Origin of the sequence: Pseudarthrobacter sp. MEB009, from assembly GCF_030208875.1 — a bacterium.
Lineage (GTDB): Bacteria > Actinomycetota > Actinomycetes > Actinomycetales > Micrococcaceae > Arthrobacter.
In genome coordinates this window covers 37,655-50,216 of record NZ_JARVTC010000002.1, presented here as the reverse complement: position 1 = coordinate 50,216, position 12,562 = coordinate 37,655, and the positions used below count along the sequence as shown (strand labels likewise).

Sequence of the window (12,562 nt, the reverse complement as noted above, 5' to 3'; positions counted from 1 at the left end):
TGAAAGGCTTTCCGTGCCGATTCGCAACCCGCTGTACCTAGACCAAGACCTACTGCTAAACGTGGCCGACTACCACGGAATCGCGTACGGCGTGGAGACTCAGATAAAGGAAAAAGGAAGCACTTCCCTAACGGGTGAGGGCTCGGTCGGCTTCAGGGGCCTTGGAGCAAAGGGAGGGGGATCAAAGGGCACAGAGCTCGAGACCAGCTACTCATTACCAGCCAATCCGCTCCGAATCATGAACGACGTTATTGATGAGGCTCAGATCGAGGGCTATCTATCGGCAGTTGAAGCCGACATGGCAGGACTCCGCAAAGGAAACCTCGTTGAACTCGACGGCGCCATGGAACTGAGCGCAGCGAGTCAGGTCGGAAACTTGATGGGTCGCCTGTTGCCAGCCTTTGCCGCAAATGGTGGAGGTGATCTCCAAGACGACGTAAAAACAAAATTGATCGCGGATATGGTGGGATCGTCTCCGGTCGTTTCCAGGCAGCTCTTTTCCTTGGAGTTGGAGCTGGACCTGGGGGTTGCCGTGTTCGTCACTGTCGACCCTGGCCACTTCTTCCGAAACAGCACCTTCGAAGATCTTGAGCGGGACGTGACCATCTTCGGTTCGGTGGAACGCGTAGTCCTCTTGGGCGCGGAAGTGTCCACGGAGCGATGGATCTTGCCTGACATGGACCGTGCCCTTCGCCGGATGTTCAAGAAGCAAGGCCTGAGTACGATGCTTGGTGGACTGGAAGGCATGTTGTCTGTCGACACTGAAGAGGCGCAGCGAATCAAGGGGCCTGCAATCGAACTTCGGCCGATTGCGATCTACTAGTGACGGCACCAGAACAAATTGCCTGGGCCACCGGGACAGCAATTTTTGTGGCCTTCTTCACGACGGTCGTTGCACAGTATCTCTTTGCACCAACGCTGGAGGCGAGAAAACAACGGCTCCTGGCCCGCTCAGACGTGACCGCCGCGGCTGTAAGCACCGTGCGAAAGATGTACCTGCAGCTACAAACGCTTCGAATGAAGCAGGAAATCATGCAAGTGTCAGTCGCTGAAGCCCAACGACATGTCGAGGAGTTCCAGAAGATTTGTGACAAGTTCGACGCGGCCTACGATCTAAATGATGCAGCACTCAAACCTGCCTATGTGAACTTGGCGTCGACAACCCAGTACGCTGCAGAAATTCTATCCATTCGCGACTCATGGACTCCGGAATATATTGACCCGCTTCTTGTACTCCTAAGGCACTGTATTGGAGCTTTGGACCCCGTCAACCTCCCGGCAACTCGCGCATATCACTGCTGGCTAGGCCGTAAAGCGTGGCTTCGAGTTTCATTTCCGTCTGCATAATCGTCCCCAACACCCGTACTTAGGCGGTAGACATGGCAACAGACCCCAGATTCGCACTTGGTCAGGTCGTTAACGGTAAGACGATCTGTGGTGCGAAGAACAAGAAGGCTGAGCCGTGCGGGCTGGGCCCCGTCCCCGGGGCGACCCGTTGCGGCCGGCACGGCGGCAAAGCCCCCCAGGTGCAGAAGAAAGCCGCCGAACGTCTCGCCGAGCAGGAAGCCCAACGCATTATGACCAACGCCGTCAAAACCCTCGGCCTCCCCAAGGACATCGACCCTGGCAAAGCCCTCCTCGATGAGATCCACTGGACCGCCGGTCACGTCGCCTGGCTGCGGGAGAAGGTTCAGGAGCTGGAGAACGAACAGTTGGTGTGGGGGAAGACGCAGCATGAGGACGGCGTCGGGCCACAGGGCGCCGTGGATGTGACGACGGAGAAGGCCGGCCCGTCGGTCTGGTACGAGCTGTACATGAAGGAACGCGAACACCTCGCCAAGGTCTGCGCCCTCGCCCTCCGCGCCGGTATTGAGGAGCGAAAGGTCAAGCTCGCCGAATCTCAGGGTGCCTTGGTTGCGGAGGCTATTCGCGCCATCCTGGGGGCACTCAACCTGAGCCCGGAGCAGCAGGCCCTGGTGCCGCAGATTGTGCCCCAACAGTTGCGTCTTCTTGCCGCGGGAAACGACTAGCATTCGCTATACTGGAGAGTGGTAATTGTTGCTTTTGAGGGTGGGGGATCAGTGGCGGAACAGCAGGCATGCACGGGCGGGAACCACCCCACCAACGCGCAAGGCATCACCCTCTGCCACCACTGCACCACCCGCCTCGAGAACTGCCTCAGGGACGTCGCCGACGTGTGGGAGAACCTCCTCGTAAGCGCGGCGCGTCTCGACGTCGGGGCCGGTTCCAACGGGACCAGCGGGCACTCAACGCCGGCCCTGCCCTGCAACTTCGACGCCATCGATGACGGCGACCAGCTAGAGGCGGTCCTCCGCGGGTGGGCCTCACACATCAGTGTCGTGAACCCTTACTTCACCCCCCGGCAGATCGCGGAGCGCCTACTCAATCAGGTCAAGTGGATCCGCCGGGCCGGGTGGGCTGGCGAACTCCTCCAAGAACTCCGCGAAGCCCTCAACAAAGCCCGCAGGACCATGGACAGGTCCGCCGAACGCGTCTTCGCAGGCATGTGCCCCACCGAAATAGAAGAGGCTGAGTGCGGGGCCGCTGTCTACACCATGCCCGGCCACCCAGAGGCCCGCTGCCCCCGGTGCAAGTCCGTCTGGGACGTCACCGAATGGCGGGTAAGGGCCATGTTCGCCGCCGGACTCCACCAGGGCACCCCCGCGGAACTCTCACGCATGATCTCCGACCCGGTCACCGGCGAAGCACTCCCCCAGGAACGCATCCGCCAGTGGGTCCGCCGGCGGAAGCTCACCCCAATCGGCGTCAACGGCAAAGGCGCCCCGGTCTACCAGGTGCGGAAGGTCCGGAACCTGTGGGCCCGGATGAAGACATCACCCTTCGGAAACCCGACCCACAAGAAACAACTGCTGCTCGCTGCATAAGCGCTTGCTAATCGCAGACTTGTCACGTATGGTCAAACCATACTGCGATACGTGTCCTTCAAGATGCGTCCAGCAGGTGAAGGCCCGCCCACTCCCCCACAGTGGCGGGCCTTCTGCGTGGCACGGGTCAACACATGGTTCTGGTAACTCCCAGTGAAGGCCGGCCGGGGCGCTTACACCTTTCTCGCCCTGCCAAGGACGGACCTGCCCACCACCGCCACGCAGCTGCTCGCCGAGAGGCGCCAGCACCCACAACTGAATAGCCCCGCTGAAGGCCACGGCCGGCGGGGAGGGCTGAACGGTTTATGCAGGACGAGCATGCCTGCCACATCAGGGTTCGATTCCCTGTCAGCCCACTGGTTGAAAGCCCCCGACCCACCCAGGAACAGCGGGCGAGCAAGTAAACCACCCCTCCACCCAGCACGGCGGCTGGGCAAGACCGCCGAAACGCCGGACCCGGGAGGACTGCAGAACCTCCCGGGCCTAGCACCAGCAACCTACGACTGGGCGTGACGCTCGATCGCGTGGACAACCTTCTCGCTAGCTACGTAGACCGTTATGCCCGCTGCATCGAAAAAGTACCAGTACCCGTTGACGGAACTAAACGTCTCGGCCTCGAGCACTTTCTCGCCCATCGCGTTCGGGTTGATTGTGAATTTAGCCATTGGGTTCCCCTCTAGGTGAGTGCGTTGTTGCACTGATGACACGCTAGTCGCAAGGTCCGACAACACTGGAGGCATGCTTGGATATGTGGGAGCACGCGGCCCGCATGTTCGAGCCGGCACCGCCGCCGAGGAAGATCGCCCGGTGGGAGTCGCCCGGGCAGCTCGCGAAAGCCGTGGACCCTTCCACCCTCCAGACACCGGCCCTGGACCACATTGACCAGGCGCTCATGGATGTGGAGAACGGGACCTGTGACCGGCTGATCATCAGCATGCCCCCGCAGGAGGGCAAATCCACGCGGGTCACCAAGGTGGGGCCGCTCTGGTTCCTCACCCGCAACCCTGAGCGCCGCATCGCCGTCGTGTCCTACTCCGCCGGCCTCGCGCTCACGTTCGGGCGGGACATCCGCAAATTCATCACCGACAACCAAGGCCAAGAGGGCACCCTCGACCTTGGACTCCGCATCAGCCCCGACAACGGCGCCGCATCCGAGTGGCAGCTCGACGGGCACAAGGGCGGCGTCAAAGCCGTGGGCCTCACCGGCGGACTTACCGGCAAGCCCGCGGACATCCTCTTCATTGATGACCCGGTATCGAACCGTGAGCAGGCCGAGTCCCCAACCTTCCGGGAACGCGCCAAGAACTTCTGGCGCTCCGTCGGCTCCACCCGCCTCGCACCCGGCGCGCCCGTGATCCTCATCCTCACCCGCTGGCACGTCGACGACATGGCCGGTTTCCTCCTCTCCCAGCCGGACAAGGCCCGGTGGCGGGTCATCAACATCCCCGCCCAGGCGAACCACAACCCGGATGACGGCGAAACGGACCCGCTCGGGCGTGAACCCGGTGAGTGGATGCGATCAGCCCGAACCAACGAGAAGACCGGCAAGTCCCGCAGCCCCGAAGAGTGGGAGCAGATCCGCGTCCAGGCCGGGCCCCGGGACTTCTCCGCCCTCTACCAAGGCTCACCGAACCCCGAAACGGGCAACGTGTTCCCCAAGGAATGGGCACGCTACGACCAGCCCCTCTGGATCGACCAAGGCAACGGCGTAATGATGGTCCCCGGCATCGGCCGCGACGACCACGAACTGGTGCAATCCTGGGACCTCACGTTCAAGGACAAACCAACGTCAGACTTCGTCGTCGGCCAAGTCTGGCTGAGGGTAGGAAACACCGCATACCTTCTCGATCAGGTCCGCCGGCGCATGAACTTCAACGAGTCCCTGCAAGCCATCAAAGCCCTCTCGGCGAAGTGGCCACAGGCTGTTGCGAAGTTCCTGGAAGACAAAGCCAACGGGCCCGCAGCCATCAACTCGCTGCAGTCCCAGCTTCTCGGGCTCATCCCCATCGAACCTGAGGGCAGCAAATACGCGAGGGCATCGGCCATCTCACCGATGGCGCACGCCCAAAACGTCATCCTCCCCACCGCGGAGCTGCTGGCCAACGTCGAAGAACTCGTCGAAGAAGGCAAAGCGTTCCCCAACGGCGCCCACGACGACACCATCGACGCCATGTCACAAGCCATCAACCGGCTCCTCCTCATGCCGATCCTCAACGAGGGCCGCGTGGTCGAGCCGGACATCTACGACGAATACGACGACCGCGGGTACGTGATCGCGGAACACTAGGAAGGCGGAGCTGATGGGCGTTCTCGAAGCTATGGGCTTCCGCAAACCAGTCGAAGAGGCCAAACCCGAGGACGACGGGGCACTCCTGAGCCTCGAGTACGAGGTGGAGCGGCTGCAGGAGTCGCTGCTGGAGCTGCGCCGGGAGAACATCGGCTGGGACTCCCTGACAGGGCGGGACGGGACGATCTTCACCCGCGAGGTCCTTGCCCGGAACGCTGACCTGGTCCGCATCACGTCGATCATGAACCCGTTGATGAAGCGGGCGAAGCAGATCCGCTCCTCGTACGTGTTCGGGCAAGGTGTGCAGGTCAACGCCCGCGGCACCGAGGGCGGCCAAGACGTCGACTCCCTCGTGCAGGGCTACCTGACAGATGAAGGAAACCGGGATGCCGTATTCGGCGCCCAGGCACGCAACGCCATTGAGCATGACCTGTTCGATGACGGCAACGTGTTCGTAGCGCACTTCGTGGACCCGCTCGACGGTCGGGTGCAGGTCCGGCCGTTCGCATTCGATGAGGTCAAGGAGATCGTCACGGACCCGGGCGACCGGTTCACCCCTTGGTTCTACAAGCGGGTTTGGACGGAAGTGACGCCCACCTCCACGTTCGGTTCGCTGTCCCGCGAACGGACCGCCTACTACCCGGCGTTGAAGTACCAGCCGCTCACGAAGCTGAAGACGTACGGTGAGCATCCGGTCATGTGGCCGGGCAGCGTCGGCGGCGCAGCGGTCTACCACATCAAGGTCAACCCAGTCGGGCGGGACCGGATGTGGGGTGTGGGCGACGGGTACGCCGCCCTCCCCTGGTCCCGCGCCTACAAGGAGTTCCTCGAGGACTGGTCCCTGCTGATGAAGGCCCTCTCGCGCATCGCCGGGGTCATCAAGGACAAGAACTCCAAAGCGCAGGGCCTCCGTGCCGCGGCAAACCAGATCCAAGCCGGCCCGGCTGGGCAACTCGCCGCTTCCGGTACGGGCGAGGTGGAGTTCCCATCCAAGTCGGGGGCCACCCTAGATTCGGAGTCCGGCCGTCCGCTGGCTGCGATGGTCGCGGCCGCCGTGGGCGTGCCGGTGACGATCCTCCTCGCCGACCCCGGCGTGACGGGCGCTAGGGCGACCGCTGAAACCCTGGACCTTCCCACAAGGCTTGAGCAGATGGGCAGGCAGGAAGTCCACGCCGAGTTCTACCGGGCCTCCGCAGGCTACGCGATCGAGCAGGCCGTAATGGCGCCCCGCGGGCCCCTCAAGGGCACCGTGAACCGTGACGGTGACCGGCTCCTCGTGCAGCTTGCCGGCGAAGAAGACGGAACCATCGAAGTCATCTACCCGGACCTTGAAGAGATCGACATCAAGACTCTCCTCGAGGCGATTGTCCTCGCTGACGGGACGAACAAGGTCCCGCCGTTGGAGATCCTGAAGCTCATCCTGCACGCCCTCCGCATCAGGGACATCGAACAGATCCTCGACTCGGTCACGGACGAGCAAGGGAACTTCAAGGACCCGGCAGCGAACGCAGGGCAAGCAGCCGCCGACGCCCTCAACCGCGGCGAAGACCCGGCAACACTCGTGTAGGAAGGGGCCAGCGTGGCAATCACCCCCGAAACGCTGGCCCTCGCCGCCGACACCAGGAACGCGGCCAAGTCACTCTCGGACCAGCAGGTCCGGGACTTGGTCGGCGCCTGGGTGAACACGTGGCAGTCGCTGGAACCCGAATACACGCAATCAATCGGGGATGTCCTCGCCGCCGCTGAGAACGGTTACGTGTCTCAGGCGAAGGTGAGGGCTAACGCACGGCTCCGCCAAACTCTGGAAATCACGCTGGAGGAGCTGCAGGGCCTCGCTGATCAGGCGAACATCACGATCAGTGCTTCTCTGCCTGAGGCGATCGCTTTGGGCGGCGCTGGGACCACGGCGGTTATCAGCTCGCAGCTGCCGGCTAACGGGACCGGACTGGTCACGGCGTGGGATCGGGTGGACCAGAACGCTCTGGCGGCGATTGTGCAGCGCTCCACGGAGCAGATCACCTCCAGCATGCGACCCTTGGCTCCTGACGCCGTTCGTTCCATGCGGGCGAACCTCATCCGGGGCGTCGCGGTAGGCGACAACCCACGGACCACCGCCCGGCGGATGGTCAAGCAGGCTGAGGGCGGCTTCAATGGCGGCCTCACCAGGGCGCTCGTGATCGCCCGGACGGAAACGCTCGACGCACATCGCGCAGGTTCCCTGGCCGCAGCGAAGCAAAACACCGAGGTCCTCACCAACTGGATCTGGTCAGCGTCACTGGACGCACGGACCTGTCCCTCATGCCTGGCGAACCACGGCACCGAACACGCTACCGACGAGCCCGGCCCCATCGACCACCACCAAGGCCGGTGCGGACGGATCGACAAGACCAAGACGTGGAAAGAGCTCGGCTTCGATATTGAGGAGCCGGCGGACGTCTTCCCGAACGCTAGGGAATGGTTCGAGAACCTGACCCCGGATACGCAACGGACCATCATGGGCCCCGACAGGCTCGCGCTGCTGCAGTCCGGTCAGGTCGGCTGGGATGACCTCAGTGCGAAGCGCAGCACAGCAGGGTGGCGCGACTCCATGCACGTCACGCCTGTGGCGGACCTCAGAAACTTGGCTGCTCGACGCTGACAGTCCCACACCAGCGGCACGTCGAGTAGATGTAGCCGCCATGACTGTTCAAGTCGACGTGCCCCATCACCCACTCGTGCCCGGGGCATTCACCCTGGCCGCCCTCGTTTTTGTCATCCTTACCCACCCGCTCAGCATACAAGGAGGCCGCAATGGGCCAGTCGCCAAGCATTGGCAGGACCGTGCATTACCACTCGTACGGAACCCCGGGCGGTGAGTATCTGCCCGAGGCACGCGCCGCCATCATCACGCAGCTGTGCGAACCAATCACTACAGAGGTTGACCCCGTTGGGCTGGCGATCTTGAACCCCACCGGGATGTTCTTCAGCCAGTACGTGCCCTATGCCGAAGTCCCAACGCCCGGCCACTGGTCCTGGCCACCCCGCGCCTAGGAGGAATCGTGCCAACCATCATCAAGGAAGCCCGGTCGGCTGTAACGCTGAACGGATCCCGCACCGAGATCACACTCATCACGCCCGGCTGGGGTTCATCAGGCTACTACTCCCGCGAAATGCTGGAACAGGCCGCCAAGGACCGCGTATTCCCCGCGAAGACCCAGCAGCACATCGACCACGACGGCGACGGCGGAGTGGGCAGCGTTGCTACCCTGGCCGCTGCCCTCGCTGAGGATGCCCGCTGGGAGCCTGACTGGGTTGACCCAGATAACCCGGGCGAGGAACCTGGCCGGCTGGTCGCAGAAAACCGCGTGTTCAGCCACAAACGCGAAATGCTCGCCGAGATCAAGGACGTCATCGGGACTTCCATCGCCGCGGCCGCTGAAATCAGCTACGGCGAGGCAAACGGCCGAAAAGGCCAGATCATCGAACGCCTTATCCCTGCCGTGACCAACCGGGTCGACTACGTCACCCACGCAGGACGCGGCGGCCGGATCTCCGAAGTCCTCGAGGCCGCAAAGGTCAAGGAGGCCCGCAACGTCGGGATGTGGCTGGAAGCCCGCATGCACTCCATGTTCACCAACATTTCCGACGAAATGTTCGGTGATGGGCGTCTGACTCGGGAGGAGCGCATCACGCTCTCTTCTGCCCTTGGCGACGCTCTCACCTCGTTCACGGCCAATGTCGAAGCGAACGCCCCGCAGCTGTTCCAGCGGGACCTCTGGGAAGACCCCACACCCACCGCCGCTGAAGAAGCCGCGCCCACTGATTCCGCTCCGAACCCGGCAGCGGTAACCGAAAATCAAGGAGACGCCACCATGGCAACCATTGATGACAAGGAACTCGCTGCACTGCGCGAGTCCGCCAGCCGGGCCACCACGGCCGAGGCTGAACTGAAGAAGGAACGCGAGGAACGCGCCCTCGAATCCGCCCAGTCACGTAAGGGCCAGGCCGCATCGATCGTGCGTGAAGCGTTCGGCGAGGACGCGCCCGCGTTCATCACCGAATCCGCGCAGCTCATGGCAGCGGCGGAGAACTTCGACCCGAAGAAGCTCACGGATTCCGTGACCGAGGCCGCGGCCAAGTTCCAGTCCCAGGCAGGCGCTGGCCGGCCGGCAGGGAACGGCGCCCAGCCCATCACCGAATCGCGCACCCACAGCGATGAGGACACCATCAACGCCCTCGAAGGGGGTAAGTAACCATGGCGAAAAACCAGCGCTACACCAACGCCCTGCACATCGCGGTGCCCGCCCCGCGTGATGTGAAGTCCGGCGACGCTGTCCGGGTCGGCTCCATCTGCGGCGTGGCCCAGATCGATGCGAAGTCCGGGGAGAAAGTCACCCTCTGGCTTGACGGATCCTGGACCCTGCAGGTCACCGGCGCACTCGCTACCGTGGGCCTCCCGGTCTACATCACCACGGCCGGCGCGCTGAATACCACGGCAACTGGCAACTACTTGTTCGGCATCGCGCTGGGCACCAAGGCCGCAGCCGCCGGCCCCGTCGAAGTAGCCCCGATCGGCTACACCACTCAGACCGCCGTCGGCGCGTAAGGAGAATGACAATGCACACTCTCGCAAAAGAGGGCTTCCGAGCCGCGCCTACCCACGAGGAACGCGTCCACGAGGCCGCTGTCCTGTTCGGCAAGGGCAAGTCCGGTGCCGACCACTTCGCGCAGGCCACCCTGCTCGAAGCATTCGGCACGGACGACTTCCCGGTCCTGCTGGGTGACGCGTTCGCGAAGTCTGCGATCAAGGCCCAGAAGGATGCCGTCAAGGAGTTCGAGCCGCTTCTCGTCGACGTCACGGTTGACAGCTTCAAGCGTCGCAAGCTCGTTGACCTGTGGACAGGTGACGCTTTCGAGCCTGTCGCCCAGGGCGAGGAGTACAAAGGCGGGATCCTGGAGGAGACCGAACTGACCCACGGCGCCGGCAAGAACGGTAAGTCCTACGGGCTGACGTGGGAACTCCGACGCGACCGGGATTTCTCGGCCCTCGCGAACTTCCCCAAGGCCCTCGGCAACGGCTCAATCAAGGGCCAGAACAACGCTGTCGCTGACCTGCTGGTCAAGAACAGCGCATGGAACCCGGAGTTCTTCGGCACCGTCGCTACCGTGCCGTTCACGCCGGACAACCTGGACGCCGCGTTGAAGGAACTTGCCCTGCGTGAGAACCACCGCGACGAACTCGTGGACACCTCGGATCTCGTCCTGATCCACGGCCCAGCTCTCCGCGGCCAGGTCAACCGTGTTCTCAAGGCAACCGAGATCGAAATGCAGGTCACGGACGGTTCGAAGGTCACCAAGACCCGGATCCAGAACCCGTTCACCAACGTGGTCACTCCCATGGAGTCCCGCGCCGTCGGCAAGCGGCTCGGCACCGATCAGGGAACCGCATGGGCTCTCGTTCAGGGCAAGACCTCTGACCTTCCCTCGATCATCCGGACCCTGCTGTCCGGCGAGGAAACCGTGGACATCCGCGTGAAGAAGGACCAGGGCGTCCGCCCCGGCGGCGGCGATGTTCCCACGGATGCTGGCTCGTTCAACGACGACACCATCTGGTTCCGCGGCCGAGACGTCTACGGCATCGACCCCGGCTTCACGACCGGCGTCTGGGCATCCAAGGGCGCCTAGCACCACCACCGGTGCCGGGGTGACAAATAGGGCAAATCAACCCCACCCCGGCACCACCCGCAACATCACAGGAGGCGCGCATGGAATCCGACGCACCAACGAGCGTTTACGAAACGCCAGTCGGGCAAGTCCGCCTCCTCCTCGCTGAGGCTGAGGTCGAGTCTGAGCAGGTCCTAACCGATGATCAGATCCGCGGCTTCCTGACGCTCCGCAAGGACAGCGTCTACCGGGCCGCAGCCGCAGCGCTCCGTGCCATCGCGATCAGCGAGGCTCTCCGGTCCAAGGTCATCAAAGCCCAGGACGTGCAGGTCGACGGGGCGAAGCTCGCCACGGAGCTGCGGGCCCTCGCCAAGACCTACGACGACCAGGCAGCAGCTGACGAGTCCGCCGAAGATAACGGCTCGTTCTTCTCCGTCCACCCCCTCGCGCTAAGCGACCACATTGAAGGCGAAGAGCTTCGTTACCCGGACAGTGGGTGGTTGTGATGCCGTTCCACAAAACGAGCGTTATCCCGCAGGGTTGGGCGGAGCGGCACCGGCCCGCGGTCACTGGGACGATGACAGTCCCGTGCCAGCTGGTCCGCATCAGTGAAGGCCCTCCCCCGTACCCGAAGCCGCCGGGCTGGACTGGTGAGCGCGTCATCCACGACACGATGTGCCGGCTGCAGGAACTCAAGCGCGAGGGCGGGGCGAACCCTGGCGAGCAGCCCACCACGCTCCGCGAGTACCTCGTCACCGTCCCCCACGTCTCTGCTGAGGGCGTCCCCCTCCCGGAACTGCGTTCGGGTGAGCGCGGCGACGTCGTCCGCGTCCTGGGCCGCCGGTACGCGGTCACGAACATGATGTTCGGTTCCCTGGAGTTCTCCCGCGAACTTGTCTGCGTGGACAACCAGACACAGCAAAACCCGGAATAGGAGGCCGTTATGGGAGCGAACATCACTTCTGTTGAGGGCGTCTACAAGGATCTCGCGGCCGCCGGTCCCCGGACGGTTGAGCGGGCCAAGCTGGTGCTGAAGAAAACCGCCCTGGATATTGAGGCAAACGCGAAAGCCATCGCACCTGTCGACTTCGGCAACCTGAAGGAAAGCATCGGACACTCCGATTTGCGGACCCTGTCGGCGACGAACCTTTCCGTTGAGATCGGGCCGACTGTGAACTACGGCCAGTACGTCGAACTCGGCACCAGCCGGCAAGCGCCGCAGGCCTACATGGGACCCAGCCTGGACCGGTTCTCTGGACCGTTTGAGCAGGCAGTCGCGCAGCTGGGATTGGACGCGTTGAATGGCTGACCCCTTGGCCACGAGCGCCCAGATCCTGGCCTTGCTGAGGTCGGTGCCGGACAGGGTCGCCCATGACGGGTTCGTGCCGGAGAAGCTCCCGCAGACCGGATCCTACGTGGACCCGTACACGGTCCTGTGGGCGGGCGTGGGAGCTGACCCTGACGAGCTGACGTCTGACGGGATCCAGGACGCCTCGACCCTCGTCTACGACTTCCAAACCACGGCGGTAGGGCCCACGGCGGAGACCTGCCGCGCTGTTGCTGTAGCGGACCGCGGGGCGCTCCTCAATAAACGGGTCGGCCGAGGGATCATCCGCACCAACCCCGACGGGTTCAACCAGCAAGCACCCATCCTCGACACCCAAACCACCCCGGCCCGCTTCATGCTCCCCCAGCAATGGCGGCTCATCACCAACTAGGAGGCCCC

Annotated in this window: 16 protein-coding genes; 15 read left to right on the top strand and 1 reads right to left on the bottom strand. The window is 63.6% G+C overall.

Features of this window, described 5'->3' with window-relative positions:
* The first annotated feature begins 13 nt into the window (after positions 1-13).
* Genes QRN07_RS00310 through QRN07_RS00295 form a run of 4 tightly spaced genes read left to right on the top strand, consistent with a single transcriptional unit; the run spans position 14 to position 2,906 of the window.
* Positions 14-823, top strand: coding sequence for a DUF6414 family protein (locus QRN07_RS00310; RefSeq protein ID WP_285240079.1), 810 nt, complete (start codon positions 14-16; stop codon positions 821-823).
* Positions 823-1,347 carry a hypothetical protein gene (locus QRN07_RS00305; protein ID WP_285240078.1) on the top strand — a complete coding sequence of 175 codons (525 nt, stop codon included), beginning with the start codon at positions 823-825 and terminating at the stop codon, positions 1,345-1,347. The genes QRN07_RS00310 and QRN07_RS00305 overlap by 1 nt, the downstream gene beginning before the upstream one ends.
* Positions 1,348-1,379: 32 nt before the next feature.
* The gene (locus tag QRN07_RS00300; RefSeq protein WP_285240077.1) at positions 1,380-2,030 is read left to right on the top strand and encodes a hypothetical protein; all 651 of its coding nucleotides are present in this window, start codon (positions 1,380-1,382) and stop codon (positions 2,028-2,030) included.
* A gap of 51 nt (positions 2,031-2,081) precedes the next feature.
* On the top strand, positions 2,082-2,906 hold the full coding sequence (locus QRN07_RS00295; protein WP_285240076.1) for a hypothetical protein: 825 nt from the start codon (positions 2,082-2,084) through the stop codon (positions 2,904-2,906).
* Positions 2,907-3,403: 497 nt separating this feature from the next.
* Here the strand turns inward: QRN07_RS00295 and QRN07_RS00290 are convergent, their stop codons facing one another.
* Positions 3,404-3,571, bottom strand: a complete 168-nt coding sequence (locus tag QRN07_RS00290; protein WP_285240075.1) for a hypothetical protein — start codon at positions 3,569-3,571, stop codon at positions 3,404-3,406.
* A 104-nt stretch (positions 3,572-3,675) separates the two neighbouring features.
* Between QRN07_RS00290 and terL the strand changes: the two genes are divergently transcribed.
* The 11 genes from terL (at position 3,676) to QRN07_RS00235 (ending at position 12,554) form a co-directional block, all read left to right on the top strand.
* Positions 3,676-5,193, top strand: coding sequence for a phage terminase large subunit (terL, locus tag QRN07_RS00285; protein ID WP_285240074.1), 1,518 nt, complete (start codon positions 3,676-3,678; stop codon positions 5,191-5,193).
* Between the two features lie 13 nt (positions 5,194-5,206).
* A complete protein-coding gene (locus QRN07_RS00280) occupies positions 5,207-6,760 on the top strand; it encodes a hypothetical protein (protein WP_285240073.1) in 1,554 nt (517 codons plus the stop codon).
* 12 nt (positions 6,761-6,772) lie between these two features.
* Positions 6,773-7,831: a phage minor head protein gene (locus QRN07_RS00275; protein ID WP_285240072.1), complete on the top strand. Its 1,059-nt coding sequence runs from the start codon at positions 6,773-6,775 to the stop codon at positions 7,829-7,831.
* Between the two features lie 152 nt (positions 7,832-7,983).
* Positions 7,984-8,223 (top strand): hypothetical protein, encoded by a 240-nt coding sequence (locus QRN07_RS00270; protein ID WP_285240071.1) that lies wholly within the window; start codon positions 7,984-7,986, stop codon positions 8,221-8,223.
* 8 nt (positions 8,224-8,231) lie between these two features.
* Complete coding sequence (locus tag QRN07_RS00265; protein ID WP_285240070.1) at positions 8,232-9,425, top strand: hypothetical protein; 1,194 nt, start codon at positions 8,232-8,234, stop codon at positions 9,423-9,425.
* 2 nt (positions 9,426-9,427) lie between these two features.
* The gene (locus tag QRN07_RS00260; RefSeq protein ID WP_285240069.1) at positions 9,428-9,778 is read left to right on the top strand and encodes a DUF2190 family protein; all 351 of its coding nucleotides are present in this window, start codon (positions 9,428-9,430) and stop codon (positions 9,776-9,778) included.
* An 11-nt stretch (positions 9,779-9,789) separates the two neighbouring features.
* The gene (locus QRN07_RS00255) at positions 9,790-10,857 is read left to right on the top strand and encodes a phage major capsid protein (protein WP_285240068.1); all 1,068 of its coding nucleotides are present in this window, start codon (positions 9,790-9,792) and stop codon (positions 10,855-10,857) included.
* Between the two features lie 80 nt (positions 10,858-10,937).
* Complete coding sequence (locus tag QRN07_RS00250; RefSeq protein WP_285240067.1) at positions 10,938-11,342, top strand: hypothetical protein; 405 nt, start codon at positions 10,938-10,940, stop codon at positions 11,340-11,342.
* On the top strand, positions 11,342-11,770 hold the full coding sequence (locus tag QRN07_RS00245) for a DUF6093 family protein (protein WP_285240066.1): 429 nt from the start codon (positions 11,342-11,344) through the stop codon (positions 11,768-11,770). The genes QRN07_RS00250 and QRN07_RS00245 overlap by 1 nt, the downstream gene beginning before the upstream one ends.
* A gap of 9 nt (positions 11,771-11,779) precedes the next feature.
* Positions 11,780-12,145 (top strand): HK97-gp10 family putative phage morphogenesis protein, encoded by a 366-nt coding sequence (locus QRN07_RS00240; RefSeq protein ID WP_285240065.1) that lies wholly within the window; start codon positions 11,780-11,782, stop codon positions 12,143-12,145.
* Positions 12,138-12,554 carry a hypothetical protein gene (locus QRN07_RS00235; RefSeq protein ID WP_285240064.1) on the top strand — a complete coding sequence of 139 codons (417 nt, stop codon included), beginning with the start codon at positions 12,138-12,140 and terminating at the stop codon, positions 12,552-12,554. Before QRN07_RS00240 ends, QRN07_RS00235 begins: the two co-directional genes overlap by 8 nt.
* The last annotated feature ends 8 nt before the right edge of the window (positions 12,555-12,562 follow it).